Annotated in this window: 20 protein-coding genes; 11 read left to right on the top strand and 9 right to left on the bottom strand. The window is 44.0% G+C overall.

What is annotated here, in order from left to right; all coding sequences use genetic code 11:
- Nucleotides 1-33 precede the first annotated feature (33 nt).
- The 9 genes from M3N64_RS09740 to dnaA all read right to left on the bottom strand — a co-directional run bounded on the left by M3N64_RS09740 (nt 34) and on the right by dnaA (nt 13,148).
- Complete coding sequence (locus M3N64_RS09740) at nt 34-1,380, bottom strand: D-alanyl-D-alanine carboxypeptidase family protein (RefSeq protein WP_249101720.1); 1,347 nt, start codon at nt 1,378-1,380, stop codon at nt 34-36.
- 227 nt (nt 1,381-1,607) lie between these two features.
- Nucleotides 1,608-3,074 carry an IMP dehydrogenase gene (gene guaB / locus M3N64_RS09735; protein ID WP_249101767.1) on the bottom strand — a complete coding sequence of 489 codons (1,467 nt, stop codon included), beginning with the start codon at nt 3,072-3,074 and terminating at the stop codon, nt 1,608-1,610.
- Nucleotides 3,075-3,296: 222 nt separating this feature from the next.
- The gene (locus tag M3N64_RS09730) at nt 3,297-4,382 is read right to left on the bottom strand and encodes an HD-GYP domain-containing protein (protein ID WP_249101718.1); all 1,086 of its coding nucleotides are present in this window, start codon (nt 4,380-4,382) and stop codon (nt 3,297-3,299) included.
- A 35-nt stretch (nt 4,383-4,417) separates the two neighbouring features.
- Complete coding sequence (gene gyrA / locus M3N64_RS09725; protein ID WP_249101716.1) at nt 4,418-6,880, bottom strand: DNA gyrase subunit A; 2,463 nt, start codon at nt 6,878-6,880, stop codon at nt 4,418-4,420.
- A 32-nt stretch (nt 6,881-6,912) separates the two neighbouring features.
- Nucleotides 6,913-8,832, bottom strand: a complete 1,920-nt coding sequence (gene gyrB, locus M3N64_RS09720; protein WP_249101714.1) for a DNA topoisomerase (ATP-hydrolyzing) subunit B — start codon at nt 8,830-8,832, stop codon at nt 6,913-6,915.
- A gap of 96 nt (nt 8,833-8,928) precedes the next feature.
- Entirely contained in the window at nt 8,929-10,056 is a 1,128-nt protein-coding gene (recF, locus tag M3N64_RS09715) for a DNA replication/repair protein RecF (protein ID WP_249101713.1), read from the bottom strand.
- A 20-nt stretch (nt 10,057-10,076) separates the two neighbouring features.
- Nucleotides 10,077-10,298, bottom strand: coding sequence for an RNA-binding S4 domain-containing protein (locus tag M3N64_RS09710; protein WP_249101710.1), 222 nt, complete (start codon nt 10,296-10,298; stop codon nt 10,077-10,079).
- A 55-nt stretch (nt 10,299-10,353) separates the two neighbouring features.
- Complete coding sequence (gene dnaN / locus M3N64_RS09705) at nt 10,354-11,493, bottom strand: DNA polymerase III subunit beta (RefSeq protein ID WP_249101765.1); 1,140 nt, start codon at nt 11,491-11,493, stop codon at nt 10,354-10,356.
- Nucleotides 11,494-11,732: 239 nt separating this feature from the next.
- A complete protein-coding gene (gene dnaA / locus M3N64_RS09700) occupies nt 11,733-13,148 on the bottom strand; it encodes a chromosomal replication initiator protein DnaA (RefSeq protein WP_249101708.1) in 1,416 nt (471 codons plus the stop codon).
- Nucleotides 13,149-13,982: 834 nt separating this feature from the next.
- Here dnaA and rpmH point away from each other — a divergent pair.
- The 11 genes from rpmH to M3N64_RS09645 all read left to right on the top strand — a co-directional run bounded on the left by rpmH (nt 13,983) and on the right by M3N64_RS09645 (nt 24,707).
- Nucleotides 13,983-14,117, top strand: coding sequence for a 50S ribosomal protein L34 (gene rpmH / locus M3N64_RS09695; RefSeq protein ID WP_010025605.1), 135 nt, complete (start codon nt 13,983-13,985; stop codon nt 14,115-14,117).
- 898 nt (nt 14,118-15,015) lie between these two features.
- Complete coding sequence (gene rnpA / locus M3N64_RS09690; protein WP_249101707.1) at nt 15,016-15,375, top strand: ribonuclease P protein component; 360 nt, start codon at nt 15,016-15,018, stop codon at nt 15,373-15,375.
- On the top strand, nt 15,375-15,644 hold the full coding sequence (gene yidD / locus M3N64_RS09685) for a membrane protein insertion efficiency factor YidD (protein ID WP_249101705.1): 270 nt from the start codon (nt 15,375-15,377) through the stop codon (nt 15,642-15,644). The genes rnpA and yidD overlap by 1 nt, the downstream gene beginning before the upstream one ends.
- A gap of 4 nt (nt 15,645-15,648) precedes the next feature.
- Nucleotides 15,649-16,428, top strand: coding sequence for a YidC family membrane integrase SpoIIIJ (spoIIIJ, locus tag M3N64_RS09680; protein ID WP_249101702.1), 780 nt, complete (start codon nt 15,649-15,651; stop codon nt 16,426-16,428).
- Complete coding sequence (gene jag / locus M3N64_RS09675) at nt 16,425-17,045, top strand: RNA-binding cell elongation regulator Jag/EloR (RefSeq protein ID WP_249101701.1); 621 nt, start codon at nt 16,425-16,427, stop codon at nt 17,043-17,045. The genes spoIIIJ and jag overlap by 4 nt, the downstream gene beginning before the upstream one ends.
- Nucleotides 17,046-17,316: 271 nt before the next feature.
- Nucleotides 17,317-18,696, top strand: a complete 1,380-nt coding sequence (gene mnmE, locus M3N64_RS09670; RefSeq protein WP_249101699.1) for a tRNA uridine-5-carboxymethylaminomethyl(34) synthesis GTPase MnmE — start codon at nt 17,317-17,319, stop codon at nt 18,694-18,696.
- Between the two features lie 64 nt (nt 18,697-18,760).
- Complete coding sequence (gene mnmG / locus M3N64_RS09665) at nt 18,761-20,650, top strand: tRNA uridine-5-carboxymethylaminomethyl(34) synthesis enzyme MnmG (protein WP_249101696.1); 1,890 nt, start codon at nt 18,761-18,763, stop codon at nt 20,648-20,650.
- Between the two features lie 20 nt (nt 20,651-20,670).
- Nucleotides 20,671-21,378 carry a 16S rRNA (guanine(527)-N(7))-methyltransferase RsmG gene (gene rsmG, locus M3N64_RS09660; protein WP_249101693.1) on the top strand — a complete coding sequence of 236 codons (708 nt, stop codon included), beginning with the start codon at nt 20,671-20,673 and terminating at the stop codon, nt 21,376-21,378.
- Nucleotides 21,379-21,461: 83 nt separating this feature from the next.
- On the top strand, nt 21,462-22,331 hold the full coding sequence (gene noc / locus M3N64_RS09655; protein ID WP_249101689.1) for a nucleoid occlusion protein: 870 nt from the start codon (nt 21,462-21,464) through the stop codon (nt 22,329-22,331).
- 761 nt (nt 22,332-23,092) lie between these two features.
- Nucleotides 23,093-23,854, top strand: coding sequence for a ParA family protein (locus M3N64_RS09650; protein WP_249101686.1), 762 nt, complete (start codon nt 23,093-23,095; stop codon nt 23,852-23,854).
- Nucleotides 23,847-24,707 (top strand): ParB/RepB/Spo0J family partition protein, encoded by an 861-nt coding sequence (locus tag M3N64_RS09645; RefSeq protein ID WP_249101683.1) that lies wholly within the window; start codon nt 23,847-23,849, stop codon nt 24,705-24,707. The genes M3N64_RS09650 and M3N64_RS09645 overlap by 8 nt, the downstream gene beginning before the upstream one ends.
- The last annotated feature ends 93 nt before the right edge of the window (nt 24,708-24,800 follow it).

The raw sequence follows: 24,800 nt of genomic DNA, 5'->3' as shown, positions 1-24,800 counted from the left end.
TCTGTCTGATCTGATTCAATTTAATACACTGGCTTAAAAAAGCCCTGCAATCCACGAGAAAATTGACCCAAAAAGGCTGCCGATTCCTTTAAATAGACGAACAAACCAGTTGCTGCGATCGACCTGTTCGGCTGCGACAACCGGTATCTTGTTGTTGTCATTGTATAAATAGCCATATTGTGACTTGCCTTTTGGTGAGATTGTTACATAGCCAATCTTTTCACCTTTCTTTACAGGTGCCTCAAGTGAGCTGTCTTTATTAAGCTTTGAGCGATTAAGCACAACTTTATAATCAGAGGATACTTGTTCACCACTAGCAATCGATGTCTTGTATGCAGCACCAAATGCGACTGCTACCTGATCTTTCTTGCCATTATGAACAGACACTGCCTTCTGGCCCTTAATCACCTGGTTTTTCTTTGCAATGGTCTTCTCGGTAAACTGCTGATACCCGTAATCAAAGAGCGCACGTGTTTGCTCAAAGCGCTGCGCGTCTGAGCTTGTCCCCATAACAACGCTGATCAGACGGTGCCCGTCGCGGTTAACCGTTCCTGTAAAGCAGTATCCAGCCAGATCCGTGTGCCCTGTCTTTAATCCATCCACGCCGTCATACGTGAACTTTGCCATATTTTCACCAAAACCAGGTAACATGTAATTCCAGTTAACCATTTGTATCGGTGCATCAACACCAGCAGTAAAATTTTTGAGCGGGATTTTTGAAATCTGCAGTGCTTCCGGATAATCATGGATAATATGATAAGCCAGCTTTGCAATATCACGCGCTGACAGTTTGTTGCTTCCATTCGCATCACCATATGGTGCAAATTTGCCTAAGTCTACATTTTCAAGTCCCGAACTGTTAATGTATTGCGCATGAGTCATATCGAACTTCTTGGCGGTCTTATTCATTAAGTCTACGAAGTTCTTTTCTGTACCGCCTACTTTTTCTGCCAATGCAATAGTCGCGCCGTTAGCAGAATAAATCGCCATCGCTTCGTATAGCTCTCGAACTGTATACTGATAATCTTTCTTTAACGGTACATTCGAAAATGAACGATTTTGAGAAACCTGATAAGCATAATCGCTGATTGACACTTTGGTATCCCAGGTAATTTTTTTGGCGTGGAGTGCCTGCATCACTAAATACTCGGTCATCATTTTGGTCATACTGGCCGGCGGATAAACTTTATCCGCATTTTTCTCATATAAAATCTGCCCGCTGTTAAAATCAATGAGAATCGCTGACTTGGCTTTTACTCCCAGCGGATCCGCAGCTGCCTCTGCTTTGGAAGCAAACGGCACTTGAAGTACCAGCGCCAAAGCAAGGATAAATGCCATTCCCAAAGTCGCAAAGCACCTGCGTTTAATGATAAAATTCAACCCCTACACCCCCGAAAAATTCTCATACCGCCTCAACCAGGTAAATTTCTGGATGCAAACCAGCTTTCTCTGATCTTTATCCATTTGTGCGAGAAAAACATTGGTTTGCCCATATCCCTTTAATTCTGCTGAAATTTTATACTTTCTGACAAACATAGAAAACCGAGGCGATACAATGCCGTCTCGACTTCTGCTTGATTTATTTTGATGGAATTCAAGATTATTTTTTATTTAATAGAATAGTTCGGTGCTTCTTTCGTAATCTGAACGTCATGAGGATGACTTTCAAGCAAACCTGCATTGGTAATTCTTGTAAAACGCGCGTTTTCCCGCAGGCTTTGAATCGTTGGAGCACCGCAATAGCCCATACCTGAACGCAAGCCACCGATTAATTGATAGATGGTATCCGCTAACTTGCCTTTATAGGGAACGCGCCCCTCAATTCCTTCCGGAACCAGTTTCTTCGCATTTTCCTGAAAATAACGGTCCTTACTTCCGTGTTCCATCGCACTGACCGATCCCATGCCTCGGTAAACTTTGAACTGTCTTCCTTGATAGATTTCCGTCTCACCGGGCGTCTCATCAACACCGGCAAGCAATCCGCCAAGCATAACGGCACTGCCGCCGGAAGCCAGAGCTTTTACAATATCACCGGAATATTTAATTCCGCCATCAGCAATAATAGCAACTCCATGTTTATCGGCTTCATTTGCACAGTCGTAAATTGCGGTAATCTGTGGTACACCGACACCGGCAACCACCCGAGTGGTACAGATGGACCCAGGACCGATCCCGACCTTAACGACATCGACACCAGCGTCAATCAATGCCTTCGTTCCTTCCGGAGTTGCGACATTTCCGGCAATTAAACTTACTTTAGAGAACTTTTTGCGAACTTCTTCCACTTTCTGCAGCACACCTTTGGAATGACCGTGTGCCGTATCAATCACAATCGCATCCGCACCCGCATCGACCAATTTCTCAACCCGCAGCAGTGCATCGGATGTAACTCCGACAGCAGCTGCAACGAGCAGACGACCATGTTCATCTTTCGCAGAATTAGGAAATTCAACGACTTTTTCAATATCCTTGGTCGTGATCAGCCCTTTGAGTACCCCATTCTCATCAACGAGCGGCAGTTTTTCAATCCGGTTTCGGTTTAAAATTTCTTCTGCTTCTTTTAAACTCGTACCAACCGATGCTGTCACAAGATTTTCTTTTGTCATCATGTCGCCGATACGCAATGAATAATCTTTAACAAAGCGCATATCACGATTAGTCAGGATACCGACCAGGTGCTGATCCGTTTCATTATCAACAATTGGAACGCCGGAAATACGGTATTTATTCATCAGATGTTCCGCATCAAAAATCTGGTTATCCGGGGTCAGAAAGAAAGGATTGGTGATGACGCCGCTTTCGGAGCGCTTTACTTTGTCTACCTGCTCTGCCTGTTCTTCAATAGACATATTTTTATGAATAACACCCATTCCGCCCTGTCTGGCCATCGCGATAGCCATCTCTGCTTCTGTAACTGTATCCATGCCTGCGCTGATGATTGGGATATTCAGATTCAGCGTTCGGGTCAGTGATGTCTGAACGGACACATCTCTCGGCAAAACTTCAGAAGCTGCCGGTATTAACAATACATCGTCAAAAGTCAGTGACTCTTTTGCGAACTTGTCTTCTCTCATCAATTTTTGATTACCCCCATTAGTATGGTTGTCTTCCTATCCGAAAATTTTATTGATAGCTTAACAAGTGCATCAGCCACTGTCAAGAATACGAGATGAAGTTGAATTTTTCTAATAATAGTCAACTGCCTGCCGCCGGGCATGCCCGAGGAATACCTAATTATTATAGACTGATTTTATCCCATGCGCAGTGTATTGTTTTTCCAATTTTCATAGCGCTTCTCATAGAAAAGATTCAATGAAAACGGAACTGTTCTCAGTTAAAGGAATGACGCGATTATCTGTCAGGTGAATGATTGGATGCATTGGATCTTTAACAGGTATAAAAGTGACTTCTCCGGACATACCGTCAGAAAGCTGCACCTGCATGCCAACAAATAAAGTCATCAGTTCATAACAGAACTTCTCAAGAACAAATCGGGATAATTTTCCATAAGACGCTGTACGCAGATGTTCAAGGATCAAAGGTACATTTCCGGAAGCTTCCATGGCTGTCTGCGTCAGAAAACGGTCGCAGACAGCCAGTAGTTTACCATTTAAATGAGACTGTGAACCTTCAATATTCAGCGGGTATCCACTTCCATCCTCACACTCGTGATGCTGAATGATCGCAATGAGCGTCTCGTCTTTCAATGTCTGAATCCCTTTAAGCATCTTGTAGCTGTCAACGACATGGCGTTTAAACAGTCTTACTTCATCACCGGCCAGTTCATGTTTACCGAGCAATGAGGGAGGTAACTTGGCCAGACCGCAATCTGCCAGCATGCCCGCAAGTCCGAACTGATTAATATCACCGGAACTGAATTTAAAGCGTTTTGCAATAAAAGCAGCCAGAATCCCGAAAAGAACGCTTCGCTCTGCAAGATCGTAGGCTCTTTTATGAGTGATGAAAAAGGAGGCCAGCCACGTCGGTTCATCAAGAATGCTTGAGATCACTGGGATCATTGCCGATCGGAAATCACCAATCGAAACCCCTTCTCCCGATTGCCAGTGCTGAAAAAAATGACGGTAATCTTTTACAGCGTATCGGTATTTTTCATCCTGAGGACTATATGCATGTACACTTTCTGATGCCGAAGATGGTTTTGGTTTTGCTGCCTGTTTCTTTTCAGGTGCTGCAGCTTTGCGTCTGGAGGGACGCTTCAATTGTTCCGCATCGACATGAGTGATCAAAAACGCTTTAAGAAACTCAATATGTGTCTCATTGAGAACTGTTCCTGATTTAATCAATGGTTTTAATGATTTGGAAAAGACATCTCTGCACAAGACGCAACCTGCAGTCAGTTCGTCGACATTGACGATCATCATTGCTCCACCTCATCTTTCGGCTATATACACTTCATTTATTCCTCAGTTTCCTCGTCTTCCATGTCATTATTGTCATTATTTTGTATTCGCGCAACCGTGGAAACACTGTCTCCGTCATCAACACGGATCAAGGTCACACCCATGGTATTTCTTCCGAGTTTGGATATTCCGGATACCGGCATGCGAATAATCACTCCATTTGCGGTGATAATCATAATATCCTCAGATTCTTCAACCGTACGGAGTGCGATCAGTTCACCATTCTTTTCTGTAACGTTGCAGGTTTTCAGACCCTTACCGCCGCGTGACTGAGGGCGGTATTCATCACATGCGGTGCGTTTGCCAAATCCATTCTTCGTCACGATCAAAACGTCCATATGATCATCAGCAATACCCATGCCGACCACCGTATCGCCCTCATCCAGTGTCATCGCCTTGACGCCTGCCGCGGTGCGGCCCATTGCGCGCACATCGGTTTCATGATAACGGATGGCCATCCCGTTCTTTGTTCCAACGATGATATCACGCGTGCCATCGGTCAGACGAACGGCAATTAATTCATCTTCATCACGTACAGTAATTGCAAATAAACCGGTTTTGCGTATATTCGCAAAATCAGAAAGAGGTGAACGTTTCGTAATTCCGTTCTTTGTCAGGAAAACAAGGTAATGCTTTTCATCAAAATTTTCGACAGGGAAGAACGTGGTAATGAATTCGTCCTTCTCAATCTGAATCAGGTTAATAATCGGTATTCCCTTTGCCGTCCTTCCAAACTCAGGAATCTGGTATCCTTTCAGCTGGTAGACACGTCCCTTATTCGTAAAGAACAGAATGTGGTGATGCGTATTGGTCTGAAACAAATGCTCGACAAAATCATTTTCATTTGTGTTCATGCCCTGAACCCCGCGGCCGCCTCTGTTCTGGCTCCGATACGTATTAACCGGCATCCGTTTGACATAGCCATTATGGGAAACTGTGATGACAATATCTTCGCGTTCAATCAGATCTTCGTCCTCAATTAAATCGTCACCAACCGTAATTTCCGTTCGCCGGATGTCATTGTATTTTTCTTTAATCTCACGCAGCTCTTTGCGAATGATATGCAGTACTTTCTGCTCGTCAGCAAGGATTGCCTTCAATTCAGAAATTCTCTTAACCAGTTCTGCATATTCCTGCTCGATTTTCTCACGTTCCAGACCAGTCAGACGCTGCAGACGCATATCCAAAATTGCCTGTGCCTGAATTTCGGTCAACGAAAAGTTGTCCATCAATCCCTGGCGGGCAATGTCCGCCGTCTCCGAATGCCTGATCAATGAAATGACTTCATCCAAGTGATCCAGAGCGATGCGCAATCCTTCAAGAATATGCGCCCGTGCCTCGGCTTTTTTCAATTCAAAGGCTGTCCGACGGCGAATCACTGTTTCCTGATGTTCCAGATAATAATGCAGGCATTCTTTAAGTGTCAGGATACGCGGGCGACCGTCAACAAGCGCCAGCATATTAATGCCGAAGCTTGTCTGCAGACCCGTATGCTTATACAGATTATTCAGCAGCACATTGGCATTCGTATCACGACGGACTTCAATGATCACACGCATCCCCTGGCGGTCAGATTCATCACGCAAATCCGTAATGCCTTCAATTCGCTTATCACGCGCCAATTCTGCAATTCGCTCAATCAGTTTTGCCTTATTTACCTGATAAGGAAGTTCAGTAACAACAATCGTCTGTTTTCCATTTGCGTTTTCTTCAATTTCTACTTTCGCGCGAACAATAATCGAACCGCGGCCCGTCCGATAGGCACGGCGAATGCCTTCACGACCTAAAATTAATCCACCGGTCGGAAAATCGGGGCCGGGAATATAGTGCATGAGCTCCTCGATGGAGAGATCAGGATTTTTGCTCAGCGCAAGTACGGCATCAACAACTTCGCCTAATTGGTGGGGAGGAATGTTCGTCGCCATACCAACGGCAATACCTGATGCCCCGTTGACGAGCAGGTTAGGGAAGCGGGCAGGTAAAACCAGTGGCTCCTCTTCGTTATCATCGTAGTTGGGCTGAAAATCGATTGTATCTTTACGAATATCACGGACCATTTCCATGGATATTTTCGACATGCGTGCTTCTGTATACCGCATTGCCGCCGCCGGGTCACCATCAACCGAACCAAAGTTGCCATGCCCATCAACCAATTCATAGCGATAGCTGAAATCCTGAGCCATGCGTACCATCGTATCATAAACAGCCGCGTCGCCATGCGGATGGTACTTGCCGATCACTTCGCCGACAATTCTGGCTGACTTCTTATATGCTTTGTCTGATGTAATCCCCAATTCATTCATGGCATAAAGAATGCGCCTGTGTACGGGCTTCAATCCGTCGCGTACATCGGGCAGCGCGCGGCTGACGATGACACTCATCGCATAGCTCAAGAATGAATCACGCATTTGCTTGTCAATATTGACCGGTTTGACCCGGTGTTCATCTTGTTCTGCCATTTTGCTTCCTCCTTACTGAATCAAACGTCTGGTCAGATATCCAGATTTTCCGCATAACGGGCATTTTGCTGAATAAAATCACGCCGCGGTTCCACTCGGTCGCCCATCAGCATTTCAAACGTCTGATCCGCTTCGATTGCATCTTCAAGGTGAACCTGCAGAACAAGACGATTTTCAGGATCCATGGTCGTCTCCCATAACTGTTCCGGATTCATCTCCCCTAAACCTTTATAGCGCTGCAACGCCGGTTTCACATTTTCCGGAAGGCCGCTCTGAATGCGTTTCAATTCAAGATCATCATACGCATACAACAGTGTTTTTCCATATTGAACCCGGTAGAGCGGGGGTTGCGCGATAAAGACATAGCCATTTTCAAGCAGCGGTCGCATAAAGCGATAAAAAAATGTGAGCAACAGCGTACGAATATGCGCACCGTCGACGTCGGCATCCGTCATGATAATGATTTTGTGATACCTTGCTTTTTCCAGATTAAATTCCTCACCGATGCCGGTACCGATCGCTGTAATCATTGTCCTGATTTCAGCATTTGACAAAATTTTATCTAATCGTGCTTTTTCGACATTGATAATTTTGCCGCGCAGTGGAAGGATTGCCTGAAATAAGCGGTCTCTCCCCTGTTTTGCCGATCCACCGGCTGAATCCCCCTCAACAATATAGAGTTCTGAAATACTTGCATCCTTGGATGAGCAGTCCGCAAGTTTTCCTGGCAGTGATGAAACTTCCAGACTGCTCTTTCGACGAGTCAGTTCACGTGCCTTCTTAGCGGCCGCGCGTGCTCGTGAAGCGACAATTGCTTTGTCAACGATCACACGGGCAACATCCGGATTTTCAAGCAGAAAACGAGAAAAGGATTCAGAGAACAATGCGTCTGTAATCGTACGTACTTCTGAGTTTCCCAGTTTTGTTTTTGTCTGACCTTCGAATTGGGGATCCGGATGTTTGACTGATACAATGGCCGTCAGTCCTTCACGCACATCATCTCCGGTTAAATTGGCATCGCTCGCCTTTATAAACTGCTTTTTCCGTCCATAATCATTGATTACACGCGTCAGGGCGACTTTGAATCCATATTCATGTGTTCCGCCTTCATGAGTATGAATGTTATTTGCAAAAGAATATAGCTGGCTGGCAAATCCGCTGTTGTACTGCATCGCAATTTCGACTTTAATGCCATCCTTCTCGCCTTCAAGATCAATAGGCTGATGAATGACCTCCTTGGAACGATTCAGAAACTCAACATAAGAACGAATACCGCCTTCATAGTGAAATGTTTCTTTTTTTCCTTCTGTCCGCCTGTCTTCAATGGAGATTCTGATATTTTTATTCAAAAAAGCAAGTTCGCGCACGCGCACGCGCAACGTGTCGTAATCGAAGGTTGTCGTATCCGTAAAAATTTCCGGATCAGGCTCAAAATGTGTCGTTGTCCCTGTCCTGTCAGCATCTCCGATAATCTTTATGTCAGCTGCCGGTTTTCCGCGATGATACTCCTGATAATAGACATGACCGTTTCGATAGACTTTCACCCACATTGTGGTCGAAAGGGCATTCACTACGGAAGCACCGACACCATGCAGTCCACCGGAAACCTTGTAACCGCCACCGCCGAATTTTCCGCCTGCATGAAGAACAGTCATAATGACTTCAAGAGCTGGCCTGCCAACTTTTTTTTGAATGTCAACAGGGATTCCCCGCCCGTCATCCATAACGGTAATGCCGCCTTCTTTTTCAATAATGACCTGGATATGGCTGCAGTAACCGGCGAGTGCTTCATCAATTGAGTTGTCGACAATTTCCCAGACTAAATGATGCAGCCCTTTTTCACCTGTTGAGCCTATGTACATGCCCGGACGTTTGCGTACAGCTTCAAGTCCTTCAAGCACTTGAATCTGACTGGCATTGTAGGATTGTTTCTGTTCCTGATTTTCGCTCATCTTAACCCACCTAACTTGGCGTTGTCTGAAAAACTTATATTCTCTTGTGCGCGAGTCTGTTGTCTCAGTTGCCTGATGTCAGAAGGGGGCAACTGATCAGTTCTGCTTCACTCGCTCAGCCTTTCCCTGATTGATCTCAAAGAGCACAGCACGGTCAACCAAACGGTGGTCAAGTCCCTCAACAGATGTCGTGGTGACAAATGTCTGCACTTTTTCCTGAAATGCACTGAGCAAATGTGTTTTGCGAATATCGTCCAATTCGCTTAACACATCATCAAGCAGGAGAATCGGATATTCACCGACCTCATGTTTGATCAGTTCAATTTCCGCCAGTTTTACGGATAAAGCGGCTGTTCTCTGTTGCCCTTGAGAACCAAATGCCTGTACGTCTTTGTCATTGACAAGAAAACACAGGTCATCACGATGAGGACCGATCAAGGTTGTCCCTCTTTCCCATTCTCTTTTTTTCAGTCGTTCATAAATGGTTTGATAAACTTCTTTTATTTTTGACGAATCAGCTAGATCTAATACCCCCGAGACCGAAGACTGATAGACGATTGACAAATGCTCTCTGCCATTACTGATCTCTTTCTGAATAGGTTCTGCCCATTCGTTAAGCTGCCGAATAAACACCAATCGGCGTTGAACAATTTCCGCCGCGAGCGCGATCAGCCGTTCCGTTAAAATATCAAGCAGACTTGCACCGCTTTCTGAATTCCCGGTTGCTTTTTTTAACAGCGCATTTCTCTGCTGCAGAACTTTCTGATATTCTCCCAAATCATGCAGATAAACCGGCGCAATTTGACCAATTTCCATGTCAATAAATCGTCGCCGGATTGCCGGACTGCCTTTAACCAGATTCAGATCTTCTGGAGCAAACATCACCACATTGCAAAGTCCGACATACTCACTCAGTCTTCTTTTTTCAATGTGATTTGCTTTCGCTTTCTTGCCCTTGCGAGAAATGATCAATTCAAGCGGTATAGATTGAGCGCGTCTGGTTATTCTCCCTTTTATTTTACCATAATCTTGATCCCATTGGATTAAATCTTTTTCATGAGACGTTCGCGGCGACTTGGCGATAGCCAGGACATAGATTGCTTCAAGTAAATTTGTTTTTCCCTGAGCATTCTCGCCTAAGAATACGTTCACAGAGTCAGAAAAAGACAGCTGCAGGCTGTCATAATTTCTGTAGTGCGCTAATTCAATCGATTCAAGCTTCACAGTGGGGTGCCCCCTCTGAGTTACGGAGCTTCGATGATGAATTCAAACGAATCGCCAATTTTGATTCGATCTCCTTCATGCAATTTTTTTCCCCGCCTGTTTTCCAATTCACTGTTCACCCATACCTTGGTATTAGCCAGATAATGTTTGGCTTCTCCGCCGGTCTGGATCAATCCTTCATGCTTCAATAACTGCCCAAGCGTAATGAATGGTTCACCTGGATATAACTTGATGGTTTTCAACACTTTGCCTCTTTTCTACGCATGCCAGATACTGCGGACTCTGGCCACTTGCGGATCAGAATGTTCGGATTGGCAGAATCAGCATTAATATATTTTCATCACCGATTGGCCGGATAATGATGGGGCGCATCGGTCCAACGAAGTGGATCTGGACATTTTGTGCGTCAATCTTGCTTAGTGCGTCCATCATGAATTTAGCACTGAATGAGATACGCAGCGGATCACCGTCAAATTTTTCAGTCTTGAGCGTTTCATAGACCCGTCCAAGTTCGAGTGACTGTGATGAAATTTCCACTTGGCTGCTTTCCGCACGTAATTTTACAACATTGTTTCTCTCCTCTTTCGCAAGCAGAGAAGCACGCTCAATCGCATGATAAAAAGCCTTGGTCCCGAGCTCAATGATCGTTTTGCTTTCAGTTGGAATCAAGCGGCTTGTATCCGGATAGTTTCCGTCCAGCAAGCGGGAATAAAACTGGACATTATGACTTTTAAAAAGAACCTGATTGGCAGTCATGACAATGTCCACTGTTTGTTCATCGTCATCATCAAGAATTTTGGATAGTTCATTCAGGCTCGATCCCGGAATCACAAGCGTATGAATCGCAGAATCCTCAGCTTCTTCAACGGGAACGGAGCGCTGGGCAAGTCGATGACTGTCTGTAGCCACACAAACCAGCTGTCCGTTTTGAATCATCCATTTTACACCGGTCAGTACTGGTCGCGTTTCAGTTACAGAAACCGCATAAACAGTTTGGCGGATCAGATCTTTAAGCAGATCTTTACGTATCTTAAATACATCCTGTTCATCAATGACAGGTAGATTTGGATATTCTTCAGGGTCAAGACCGTTCAAACTGAATTCCGATGCACCTGAAACGATTTTTGTAGTCAGGCGGCTGTCCACTTGAATATGAATCTCTTCATCCGGAAGCTTGCGTACAAGTTCGGAAAAGAGGCGCGATGGCAAAACAATCTGGCCTGGTGTATGCACCACTGCATTTTCATTTCCATTTTCTTCTAATGGAATGAACGATTTTATCGATATATCTGAATTACTGCCAGTTAATACGATACCGTCTAAACCCGCAGTCATTTTTACACCGGTAAGAATGGGGATTGTTGTTTTTGTCGAGATAGCTTTCATCACTTGGCTTACTGCTTCAACAAGTGTGTCTTTTTGTACGGTACAATCCATTGCAAGCGTTGTACTTGGATGAGTATCCTGAGCTTCTTGCATCCTTGATGCCTCCAAATCTTATATTAAGAAAATAAAAATAGTAATCATAATAATAGGGCCTGTGAATATGTTAGTAAGTTGAATAAATCCAGAGCGAACGTTTTATCCACATGTTAATAATCTGTGGATAAAATTGGGGGTGTGCGGACTAATTATACACACCCCTGTCAATACTGAATTGGCATTGCACTGCCACTTTACTGGGTCTTAACAGGTGCCTTCAATTGGTCAATCAGTGCGTTCACTTTTTTCTGCAATTCCCGATCAACCGACAGCTGCTTCGTGATTTTTTCATGGGCGTGGATCACAGTTGTATGATCGCGTCCGCCGAATTCTTCGCCGATTTTTGGAAGTGAATAATCGGTTAACTCTCGCGCTAAATACATGGCAATCTGTCGTGGAAAGGCAATCGACTTTGTTCGTTTTTTGGCGGCAAAATCTTCGAGTCGCATATGATATTCTTCGCCCACCGCAACTTGAATGTCCTGGATCGTAATGGTTTTCGGGCGTGCGGTAGGGACTATATCCTTCAATGCTTCAGCAGCTAGATCGACATTTATATCCTGATTGTTTAAAGAAGAGAATGCAATGACTCGGATGAGCGCTCCTTCAAGCTCGCGAATATTCGTGTCGATCTGATTGGCAATATAAATCATGACCTCATTTGGAATATCGAGTCCCTCTGCTTTGGCCTTTTTACGTAAAATAGCAATTCGTGTCTCCAGATCGGGAGGGGTAATATCTGTAATGAGCCCCCATTCAAAACGTGAACGCAGCCGGTCTTCCAGGGTTGGGATTTCTTTCGGCGGACGGTCGCTTGAAATGACAATCTGTTTGTATTCTTCATGGAGCGCGTTAAATGTATGGAAAAATTCTTCCTGTGTCTGTTCTTTTCCTGCGAGAAATTGAATATCATCGATGAGCAGTACATCGACACTGCGGTATTTATTACGAAATTCTACCGTTTTGTTGTCACGGATGGAATTGATGAATTCATTCGTAAATTTTTCTGACGAAAGATAGACTACACGCGCCGAAGGGTTGTGTTCGATTACATAGTGACCGATTGCGTGCATCAGGTGTGTCTTTCCAAGACCTACACCGCCATAGATAAACAATGGATTGTAGGCTTTTGCCGGGGCTTCAGCTACAGCCAGCGAAGCTGCGTGAGCAAAGCGATTGCCCGAACCGATCACAAAGGTTTCAAACGTATTCTTGGAGTTGAGCATACTATTTCCAATTTCTTCCATTCGGTGCTGGTTTCGTTGCCTTATGCCACCGTATGGGTCGCCATTGCCGTTCGGACCGAAATTCATTTCATCACTCTTTCCCTTATTCTGTACCGCGGAGACGCTATTATTACTGCTCTTTTGAATGACAAACTGAACCTGATAACGTGTTCCGGTGATTTCATAGAGAATATCGGAAATCAGCTTTGCATAGTGTTCTTCAAGCCAGTCACGTGAAAACTCATTGGGGACGCTGATGATCATGATCTGCCCGTTGATCGAATGCGCCTGGGTTTCTTTCAGCCATGTTTCGTAACTTGGTTTACTCAACTTTTTTTTAATTTTTTTTAAAGTTTGTTTCCATAATTCCTGAAGATCGTTCAAAATTTAGCGGCCCTCCTTTTTTGTATGAATCGTATATTCTGAGTTTTCCTGATGATCTGCAAACGGATCGGCCGAGGCAGGAAAAAAGAAATAAAAAAGATGCCGAGACGCACAAAAGCAGACTCGCGGCGATTTTTTGTATTTCGAGCAGAAAAAAACAGAAGTGGGTCCATATACTAGATTTGGCATGCGTTTTTCGTTAAATTTATCCACAAGTGCTCATTGGGAAAACAGGCAGGAGCAACTTTAAAACTGAATAGTTATCAACAAGGTGCACAAGCTGTGGATAACTGTGGCGCACAGATGTGACGTAATGTCCACAGATTTATCCACAATCAGTGGACAACATGAGCATAAATCCCTGTTTTACCTAAACGAATGTACTAAGATCATATCAAAAATACCTTGACAAAGCAATGATCGCCAAACGTTATCCACAGTGGATATCTTTATACACTAAACGGTTATGCACAGGGTGCGAATGTGTGAAAAAAATGTCGATAAAGGGTGTGAAAAATCGAAGACGGTAAAAAAATAATCCACAGGGAGGTTGAATAACACTGAAATGGTGTACCACGTTGACTTTTTTAGTGTAACTATTTATAATTGATCAGACTGGTTTTAAAGAAGCCGAAGAATATTCGCGGCTGGATATAACTTAAAATAAAAGGCGGTCTCTGGAGACGGATTGATGCAGGCGGAGACTTAATGGACGCTAAATTGCCACGGTGTGTTTCATCGATCTGTTGCAAGGATGAATGGACAGAACGGTCATTCGCTATAACCCCTTGTTTTACCGGCAATTGAGAATAGAATTGTTAGGAGGTGTATCCATTGAAACGTACTTTTCAACCAAATAATCGTAAGAGGAAAAAAGTTCACGGCTTCCGTGCGCGTATGGCAACTGCAAACGGCCGCAAGGTTCTGGCAGCTCGCCGTCGCAAGGGAAGAAAAGTTCTGTCTGCCTAATGCCACTGCGTGATCAGCAGTGGTTTTTTTTTCGTACTATAAGAAAGTTTAAAATTCAGCGAATTATCGTATAAGTGCAGGCGTCGGCTTTGCCTTCGCCAGAGGCTTGGCGAAGCCAAATTTTCTAACAAGATAAGAAAGATTTTGACCCATATGAAAACCAATAAACCAGTGTCTTACCGAGAATCAAAGCAAAGGTGCGCTGGCGCCTGCGGAGCGTTCCTGTTGATCAGCGAGCCTGGAAAGACCTCGCAGGAATTGTCCTGCCGCGGAGGCTTCCGGATCGCCTGCGGCAAGCGAGCAACTGAAGCGCCGATGCCAACAAAACAAACAGATCAAAGACTCCGGTAGAAAACTGTGAAAACACGCGATGACCGGTAAATGATGATTAGTGACCGATAAATCGTACTGAATGACCGGTAAATCATGCTGAATGGTCGGTAAATCGCAGTCAGACGGCATCCTGTGAAAGTACGTCCTGCGCACAACGTGGAAGCCACCGCATCCTGCGGAAGTAAGGAACGGGCTATGCCCGGTTTTTCTAAATTGTGGCTGTAAAAAAGATTACTAAAATAAACAGTGGGCATGTAATGAATGTGATAAAACCGTATTAAATAAATAGGTGTAAAGAAGGACATAGAGCTATTTTTTAACTTCTGAACGATTAAATAGGTATTAAAATGTCGATCATGAGCTTAATTGAGCACAAACATTTCTCCCAACACCATGGGACAATATGCGTCAGGATTTTTCCGTGCTCAGCCTTGCTATTCCGGTCTTTTTCTTTATACTGAAAGAGTATGAGTGAACTTAGAAGATGCTCTGCGAGTCGGAGAGTTTTTTTGCTCTTAGTTCATATGTTCTGATCTAAGCAATACGGTCCCATTGGAGGGACACTATGAGGACGTTAAAGCGATTAAAAAAGAATCAGGATTTTCAAGTTGTTTTCAAAGAAGGTAAATCCTTCGCCAACCGTCAGTTTGTCGTCTATGTGCTGAAGCAAAATGGCAAACCTTATTCAAGGTTGGGGCTGTCGGTAAGCAAGAAGTTAGGCAATGCGGTCATGAGAAATCATATTAAGCGCTATATAAAAGAAATTTTTCGTGAATTATCGGACAGGCTTGAGATCGGTAACGATTATGTGATTATCTCTAGAAAACCGGTCAGTATAATGACTCATCAGGAGATGCAGGCAAGCTTGATTCATGTGTTAAGAAAAGCGCAGGTTCTTATGGACAGGCATGGGGTTTTGCGATAATGAAATATGTACTTATTTTTTTGATTCGCTTGTATCAAAAATTCATTTCCCCGCTCACACCGCCAACTTGCCGCTTCTACCCAACGTGTTCGCAGTATGCGGTTGAAGCTTTGACGCGATTTGGAGTAATCAAAGGGGGATGGCTGACGATCAAGCGTCTCTTAAAATGCCATCCTTTCCATCCGGGAGGGATTGATCCCGTCCCAGAAAAGCGCGCGAATAATATCCCAGACAAAGTGAACCGTCGTTCAGATCGATCGAGGAGGTAGTGTTTTGAGAAAAAAAGTAGTGGCTGTCAGTATGCTGATCCTTTTAACTGCACTTCTGGCAGGGTGTTCAAATCTAAACGAACCGATTAATGCGCAGAGCACCGGCGTTTGGAGCCGTTGGTTTGTTTATCCTTTATCTGAATTTATCATTTTTGTTGCGAAAACGCTTTGGAACAGCTATGGGCTTTCTATTATTGTGACAACGATTATTGTACGTCTTGTTCTGATGCCGCTGATGGCGAAACAGGTGAAAAGCTCTCAGGCGATGCAGGAGCTGCAACCTAAGATTAAAGAATTACAGCAGAAATACAGTTCTAAAGATCAGAATACACAGAAGAAACTTCAGGAAGAGCAGATGAAACTTTTTCAGGAGAATCATGTCAATCCGTTGGCGGGCTGTCTGCCCATTCTGATCCAGATGCCGATTCTTTTTGCTTTTTATCAGGCAATTATGCGAACAGAAGAAATTAAAACACAGTCATTCCTGTGGTTTCAGCTCGGCAATGCAGACCCTTTCTATATTCTGCCGATTATCGCTGCAGCAACAACTTTTCTACAGCAGAAAATTATGATGGGCAGAATGGGGAACTCGAATCCGCAGATGGCCATGATGCTGTACGTTTTTCCAATTATGATCGCTATTCCCGCACTCTATTTTCCGTCTGCACTTGCCCTTTACTGGGTTGTCGGTAATATTTTCATGATTTTCCAAACATATATTATTTATGAAAAACGTGAGGATAATGGAGTAAAACAGCCTGCAGGAGGCGCCAAGAAAAAGTGAGGGAAGTTACCAAATACGGCAAGTCGATTTCCGAAGCGGTAAATATCGCGCTCAAGGAATTAAATGCGAAGCCGGAACAGGTGGATATCCATATTCTGGAGACACCAAGGTTTGGTTTTCTGGGAATTGGTGCCCGTAAAGCACTTGTCAAGGTGACTTTGAAGAAGACGCCGTTTGATTACGGAATTGATTATTTAACGAATTTAGTAAACAAAAGCGGACTTACGGCCCGTGTTCAGGTGGAGGAGCGATGTTCTCGCCTCTGCCGGTGCAGTCTTGTTGGCAAAGATGCAGCAAAGTTGATTGGAAAACATGGAAAGACATTGAATGCATTGCAGTTTTTAGCTAATCGAGTAATCAGTCTGAATGGCAAACATCAGTTGCAATTGATCCTGGACTGCGAAAATTATCGGGCCGTGCGAAGAGAGGCACTGATCACGCTGGCTGGACGGATCGCAGATAAAGTGATGATGGATGGTCGTCCATATCGACTTGAACCGATGCCCGCGTTTGAACGAAAGATTTTACATTCAGTTTTAGCTGGCAACAATAAGATTCGAACATTTTCTACTGGAGAAGAACCACGGCGCTGTATAACCGTTGCGCCGCAAATCTGAACACTGGTTCTGTAAAAGCGTGCAAATTGCGCGCTTTTTTTGCAGAATCAGAAATACAGCGTTGATGATTGCTGAATCCTCATATCAGATTTTGCTAAAATTTTTCATTTGACAAAGAAATATTGTATGATAATCTTTGAAAAAGTTTGGTGTCTGATCGGCATTTCGTTGCATGAAGCATAATCATTTAATTGATTCATTAATAGATCGACTATTACGCGCATTTCTGTGATTCATACGATAAAGACGGAAAAAGAGGGGAGTGATAAAATTGGATTATGATACGATTGCGGCTATTTCTACACCGATTGGTGAAGGAGCAATCAGCATTGTAAGACTGAGCGGACCTAAAGCTGTAATGATTGCAGATTCGCTTTTTCACGGATCACGAAGTCTTTCTGAAGCAGCCAGTCACACGATTCATTATGGAAAGATTGTAGATCCGGAAACACAGCAGACCGTTGAAGAAGTGATGGTTTCAGTCATGAGAAAACCAAAAACCTTTACACGTGAAGATGTGGTCGAAATTAACTGTCATGGCGGTCTGACCAGTGTCAGCCGAGTACTGGAATTAGTGTTAAATCAAGACGTTCGTCTTGCTGAGCCAGGAGAATTTACAAAACGGGCTTTTTTGAATGGGCGCATTGATCTATCCCAGGCAGAAGCAGTTATGGATTTAATTCGGGCCAAAACCGATCAAGCTATGAATGTGGCGATGAGTCAGATGGAAGGCAAACTCTCAGCCCTGGTTCGTGAACTGCGGCAGCAATTACTTGATATTCTCGCTGCTGTGGAAGTTAATATTGATTATCCGGAGTATGACGATGCAGAAGTGATGACCAGCCAGACGCTGTATGATAAGGCTCTGGGGGTTCGGCGTCATCTTGATCGTGTACTTTCGACTGCGAGGCAGGGAAAAATTTTACGTGAAGGATTGTCCACCGTTATTGTTGGCCGGCCCAATGTCGGGAAATCTTCATTATTAAATCAACTTGTTCATGAATCCAAGGCGATAGTTACTGACGTGCCGGGAACGACGCGTGACGTCATCGAAGAATATGTCAATATCCGTGGCGTTCCTTTGAAACTGGTTGATACAGCCGGCATTCGAGATACTGATGATCGTGTTGAAAAGATCGGTGTGTCTCGATCAAAACAATTGCTTAAGTCTGCTGAACTGGTACTGCTCCTGATTAATGGCCATGAGCCATTAACGGATGAGGATCGGGCACTGTTTCGGTTGATCGGTGATACACCGACAGTTGTCTTGATAAACAAGGCGGATCTTTCATTGAAAATATCAATTGATGAAGTAAAAAGACTTTCCGGCAGTCATCCCGTGCTCCAAACGTCAATGATTGATGAGAAGGGACTGGATGAATTGGAGAAGACAGTGGCTTCATTCATTTTCAGTGATCAGGCTTCTGCAAACAGTGAGACATACGTATCTAATACGCGCCATATTGCTTTGCTGAAACAGGCACGATCAGCACTTGACGACGCGATTAATGCGGCCGATCAGGGCATGCCGGTCGATATGGCACAGATAGATATTAAACGGGCATGGGAGCTGCTTGGCGAGATTATCGGCGATACAGTTTCAGACCGTCTAATTAATGAGCTTTTTTCAAAATTTTGCCTGGGAAAATAAAACAGTTCATACAGTTGTTTTTATATAGAAGAAGCGGAAATTCGTGAAAAATGGAGGTTCAGAAATGAAAACATATGAGGCCGGTACTTATGATGTGATTGTTGTGGGTGCCGGGCATGCAGGTGTAGAGGCGGGACTTGCCTCAGCTCGAATGGGTGCAAAGACACTGATGCTGACCATCAGTCTTGAGGGTGTTGCTTTTATGCCATGCAATCCTTCGGTGGGCGGGCCCGCAAAAGGGGTTGTTGTTCGCGAAATTGATGCGCTTGGCGGTGAAATGGGCCACAATATCGATAAGACGTATATACAAATGAGAATGCTGAATACACGAAAAGGGCCGGCGGTTCGTGCCTTGCGGGCACAGGCAGATAAACAGCTCTATCAACGCGCGATGAAAGAAACGATCGAAGAAACGGAAAATCTGACACTCAGACAGGGAATGGTTGATCATTTACTCGTTGAGGATGGTGCATGCAAAGGGGTCATCGTTGCAACCGGCGCTATTTATCGATCTAAAGCGGTTGTTCTGACAACTGGAGTTTACTTAAAAGGCAAAATTATTATCGGTGATTTGGAGTATGAGAGTGGACCGAACAATATGCAGGCGTCAATAAAGCTTTCGGATCATCTGAAAGAGCTCGGTTTTGATCTGGTACGCTTTAAAACAGGAACACCGCCGCGTGTGAATGGGCGCACTGTGGATTATTCGAGGACTGAAATTCAGCCCGGCGATGATGAACCGCGTTCTTTTTCATACGACACGACAGAGTTTATCAAGGAGCAAATTCCCTGCTGGCTGACGTATACTAATCTTGAAACGCATAGGATCATCCAGGAAAATCTGGAACGTTCGCCCATTTATTCGGGAGCTATTGTCGGCACGGGTCCGCGTTACTGCCCATCCATTGAAACGAAAATTGTCCGTTTTAATGACAAAAACCGCCATCAGCTGTTTCTTGAACCAGAGGGAAAAGCGACAAAAGAAGTCTATGTGGATGGTTTGTCCACAAGCATGCCTGAAGAAATTCAGCGCCAAATGCTGGCAACGATACCAGGTCTGGAGCATGCCGAAATGATGCGGCCCGGTTATGCGATTGAATATGATGCCATTGTGCCGACGCAGCTTTGGCCATCGCTTGAAACAAAGAAAATCAGTTGCCTGTTTACAGCGGGCCAGATTAATGGAACATCCGGGTATGAGGAAGCAGCAGGACAAGGATTGATGGGCGGTATCAATGCAGCGAGAAAGGCATTGGGTCAGGATCCCCTGATTCTTGACCGTTCTGAAGCGTATATCGGTGTCCTTATTGATGACCTTGTTACCAAGGGGACAAGGGAGCCTTATCGTTTGCTGACATCACGTGCAGAGTATCGATTACTGCTTCGCCATGACAATGCTGATCTTCGTTTGACAGAAATTGGTCATAAGATTGGTCTGATTCCTGATGATCGCTATGAACGATTTAAGAAAAAGAAGCATTTAATTGAAAAAGAACGCCAGTATTTCGCATCGGCAACGATCAAACCGACGGATGCAGTAAACGAATTGTTAAAATCAAAAGGTGCTGCACCGCTCCGGGAACCAATGAAAGCAGATCGTTTATTAAAGCGGCCGGAAATTGGCTATGTGGATGTCGCAGCGATGCTACCGGATCATGCCGCGGCCCCTTCGGACATTGCAGAGCAGGTTGAGATTCAGGTTAAGTACGAGGGATATATCAGCAAACAGCTGCAACAGGTAGAAAAAATGAAACGCATGGAGAAAAAACGTATCCCTCAAGATCTTGACTATGAAAAAATTGACGGAATTGCGACAGAAGCAAAACAGAAACTGGAAAAAGTACGTCCAATTTCTATTGGTCAGGCATCGCGTGTATCCGGAGTTAATCCGAGTGATATTGCCATTTTGCTTGTTTACCTGGAAGAAGGAAAATTGGAAAAACGAACAGGCTGAGGTTTGCACAGGAGGTTCCCATGGACAGTTTAGCAGCACTGCTGAGCGAGAAAAAAATACACTTGAGCGATACTCAAATCCTTCAATTTCACAGGTATTATGAATTATTGGTTGAGTGGAATGAAAAAATGAATTTAACTGCGATTACTGATCAGAAAGAGATTGAGATCAAGCATTTTTTTGACTCGCTTACGCCGAGTTTTTACTTTTCAATACAGAATGTAAAAACAATTTGCGACGTTGGATCTGGTGCGGGATTTCCTGGAATTCCATTAAAAATCTTATTTCCGTCACTTGATTTAACGATCATTGATTCGTTAAAAAAAAGATTAACCTTTATTCAAGCTGTTGCAGATACGCTTGATTTAGATCAGATTACTCTGTGCCATGATCGAGCGGAGGATTTTGCGCACAAACCAGATTTTCGTGAGCACTTTGATTTGGTGACGGCACGTGCGGTTGCCAGATTATCTGTTCTTTCTGAATACTGCCTGCCGCTTGTCCGCATGGGTGGCATGTTCCTTGCACTTAAGGGCAGTAATGCCGGTGAGGAGCTGCAGCAGGCAGATCATGCAATTGCAGAACTTGGCGGTAGGCTGATTAAAACGGTTTCTCTTAATCTTCCGGATAATAGCGGGAAAAGAACCCTGATCCGCATTGATAAAATCCGACCGACCCCGGATAAATATCCACGGAAATCAGGAATTCCAATGAAAAAACCGCTTTGATTGTTCCACGTGGAACATATAAGCAGGATTCGCAAATCATGAGGAGAATAGTAAGCATAGAGAGCAAAGGTGGTGGCGCGAGCATGAAAAATCATTTTTCAAAAATTTTTAATCATAATGATCGGGAAGAAATAGCGGCTGCGCTGGAGGAGGGGCAATTGGTTGATGAGGGCAAGATCCAGGAAATTACGGTTTCGTCGATTATGCCAAACCAATATCAGCCACGCTCTGTTTTCGATGAAGAGAAAATCCATGAATTGGCAGTGACAATTGAGGAGCATGGCGTTATTCAACCGATTGTACTTCGACCAATTGGAAACAAGTATGAAATTATTGCGGGCGAACGACGATGGAGGGCCGTATCTTCACTGGGTTGGGCAACAATTCCTGCAATAATTAAGCCGCTTAGTGATGATCAATCGGCTTCGATAGCACTTATCGAAAATTTACAGCGTGAAGAGCTGACAGCAATCGAAGAAGCCATGGCCTACGCACGGCTTATTGATATTCATGGGCTTACTCAGGAAAGCCTTGCTGAAAAGCTAGGCAGAGGTCAATCAACAATTGCCAATAAGTTACGGCTGCTCAAGCTGCCTTCATCCGTTCAAAATGCGATTTTAGAGAAAAAGATTTCTGAACGCCATGCACGTGCGCTAATTATCCTTAAGAATTCGGATCTGCAGGAAAAGATGCTGAATGAAATTATTGAACGACAGCTAAATGTCAAACAAACCGAAAATCGCGTCAAATATTATTTAGAAAAGAATGCAAAGAAAATGAATGAAACAAAAAAACATAAACGATTTTCACTCAGTCGTGATTCGAGAATTGCAGTTAACACTATTCGCCAGTCGGTTCACATGGTTACGGATTCCGGTATGACCATTGATACAAAGGAAGAAGATTTGGGCGATTACTATCAATTTACGATTCGTATACCCAAAAAGAAGTAATCTAAGGGATAGTGGATCAGTGAAAATGATTATTTAATATCGAATCGGTGATTTAACATAGGAGCAATAGACTAATCAATCTTTCCAAAGCCGGGACAACCCGGCTTTTCTTGTACTATAAGAAAGTATATCATTTTGACCCATATGAAAACCAATAAACCAGTGCCTTATCGAGAATCAAAGCGGAGTGCGAGACGCCTGCGGAGCGTTCCTGTTGATCAGCGAGCCAGGGAAGATCCCGCAGAAATTGGCCTGCCTGAGGTGGCCTCCGGATCGCCCGCGGCAAGCAACTGAAGCAACGATTTAGTACCATAAAGACACGAACCCATTCGATTACAGAGTAAAAGGAACTTTCGCTGGTTGAAAAGGAACTTCCACTAATGCAAGGGAACTTTCAATAACTATAAAGGAACTTTCGCTAAGTGCGCATACGTCCTGTACGCAACGCGAAAGCCATCACATCCTGTGAAAGTACGTCCTGTGCACAACGCGGAAGCACCGCATCGTGCGGAAGTAAGGACCGGGTGCTTTTTGCCCGGTTTTTCTAAAGAATCACATTATATTATTCAAGCTACATTAAAATCTTCACCATTGCCAAAGCCAGATCCATGGTTTGCCCCGTATCTAATCAATTAAACAATGAAAAAAATGATTGGAATTCAGCATTTCTCACGTTTAAATTCTTGTAACAATGTCCGGATTGAATTAATTCATGATAAAATGAAAGTTAATGGTATTGAAGAGTGAGAGTAGGTGGAAGTGTGAGCAAGATATTGGCAATCGCCAATCAAAAAGGCGGTGTCGGCAAAACAACGACAGCAGTAAATCTGAGCGCATGTATGGCTGAACTTGGCTGTAAGGTTCTGCTGATTGATATTGATCCTCAAGGCAATGCAACAAGTGGTTCTGGCGTAGATAAAGGTGACGTCGATGAATGTATTTATGATGTCTTAGTTGATGAGATCGAATTAAAGAAAGTGATCCATCAGTCAGTTGTTGAGAATCTTGATGTTATTCCTTCGGCAATTCAATTAGCAGGAGCGGAAATTGAACTGGTTTCGACTATTTCACGTGAAGTTCGGTTGAAGCGGGCGCTTCAAGAGGTAAAAGATACATATGACTACATTGTCATTGATTGTCCGCCATCTCTTGGCCTTTTGACGATTAATGCACTTACGGCCGCCGATGCGGTCATTATACCAGTACAATGTGAATATTATGCGTTGGAGGGGCTGAGCCAATTACTGAATACAGTTCGGCTTGTTCAGAAGCATTTAAATCACCATCTTGCTATTGAGGGCGTTCTGCTGACAATGCTTGATGCGCGGACCAATCTGGGCCTTCAAGTCATCCAGGAAGTGAAAAAATATTTTCAGGATCGTGTTTTTAAAACAATTATTCCTCGTAATGTCCGACTGAGTGAAGCGCCGAGTCATGGGCAACCCATTATTCTCTATGATTCAAGATCGAAAGGTGCGGAAGTATATCTCGATTTTGCAAAGGAAGTGATCACGAATGCCTAAGGCTCTGGGAAAGGGATTGGATGCTTTTTTCCCGACTGCGTTTAATGAGGAGCTTGATAATGCTGTCGAACATGTAAAATTGAGCGAACTGCGGCCAAATCCGTATCAGCCACGGAAAAAATTCGATCAGCAGGCACTGGATGAACTTGCTGAATCAATAAAGGAACACGGCGTGATTCAACCGCTTGTTGTTCGAAAAAGCATCAAAGGATATGACATTGTTGTCGGAGAACGTCGGTTCAGAGCCGCAAAACAGGCAAAATCAGCAACTGTTCCTGTAGTTGTCAAGGAACTGTCTGATGAAGAGATGATGCAGATTGCATTAATCGAGAATCTTCAGCGAGAAGATCTAAATCCGATTGAGGAAGCTGTTGCGTATAAAAAGTTAATGAAGGGCCTGCACCTGACACAAGAAGAGCTTTCTAAAAAACTCGGAAAGAGCAGGCCGCATATTACCAATCATCTACGGCTTTTACAGCTTGATCCTTCGGTGGTCGCACTAATCGAAGATGGGAAACTGTCGATGGGCCACGGACGTGCACTTGTCGGTTTAAAAGATAAGAAACAAATGCCATCGGTTGTAGACAAGGTTATAAAAGAGCAAATGAATGTACGTCAACTTGAAGCACTGATCCAGCAACTAAATCACCATGTTCCACGTGAAACATCGCAAAAAAAGAAATGGGAAATGCCGGCAGAGCTGAAAGACCGTGTGTCGCAATTGAGAGAACGGTATGGTACGGCAGTCAAGATCCGGCCTGGAATTAAAAAAGGAAAAGGGAAAATCGAACTGGACTACTATTCTGCGGAAGATCTTTACCGGTTAATAGATATTATGGAAGGACGGCTCTGATCAGCCGTTTTTTTGATAAATAAAAAAGTATAAAAATTTAGATGTATTTACTGCACACACAATGGCGCTTGAGTGACTGACGCGGTTTCGGCA

Source organism: Sporolactobacillus mangiferae, assembly GCF_023336505.1.
GTDB classification, from domain to species: domain Bacteria; phylum Bacillota; class Bacilli; order Bacillales; family Sporolactobacillaceae; genus Sporolactobacillus; species Sporolactobacillus mangiferae.
The sequence above is the reverse complement of the archived record's forward strand: the minus strand, read 5'-3'. Positions and strand labels throughout refer to the sequence as shown.

Coding starts and splice junctions, on each gene's coding strand:
- guaB (WP_249101767.1), bottom strand. CDS start 3,074: ATGAGAGAAGACAAGTTCGCAAAAGAGTCACTGACTTTTGACGATGTA.
- M3N64_RS09730 (WP_249101718.1), bottom strand. CDS start 4,382: ATGATGATCGTCAATGTCGACGAACTGACTGCAGGTTGCGTCTTGTGC.
- gyrA (WP_249101716.1), bottom strand. CDS start 6,880: ATGGCAGAACAAGATGAACACCGGGTCAAACCGGTCAATATTGACAAG.
- gyrB (WP_249101714.1), bottom strand. CDS start 8,832: ATGAGCGAAAATCAGGAACAGAAACAATCCTACAATGCCAGTCAGATT.
- dnaN (WP_249101765.1), bottom strand. CDS start 11,493: ATGGATTGTACCGTACAAAAAGACACACTTGTTGAAGCAGTAAGCCAA.
- rnpA (WP_249101707.1), top strand. CDS start 15,016: ATGAGGACGTTAAAGCGATTAAAAAAGAATCAGGATTTTCAAGTTGTT.
- yidD (WP_249101705.1), top strand. CDS start 15,375: ATGAAATATGTACTTATTTTTTTGATTCGCTTGTATCAAAAATTCATT.
- mnmG (WP_249101696.1), top strand. CDS start 18,761: ATGAAAACATATGAGGCCGGTACTTATGATGTGATTGTTGTGGGTGCC.
- rsmG (WP_249101693.1), top strand. CDS start 20,671: ATGGACAGTTTAGCAGCACTGCTGAGCGAGAAAAAAATACACTTGAGC.
- noc (WP_249101689.1), top strand. CDS start 21,462: ATGAAAAATCATTTTTCAAAAATTTTTAATCATAATGATCGGGAAGAA.
- M3N64_RS09645 (WP_249101683.1), top strand. CDS start 23,847: ATGCCTAAGGCTCTGGGAAAGGGATTGGATGCTTTTTTCCCGACTGCG.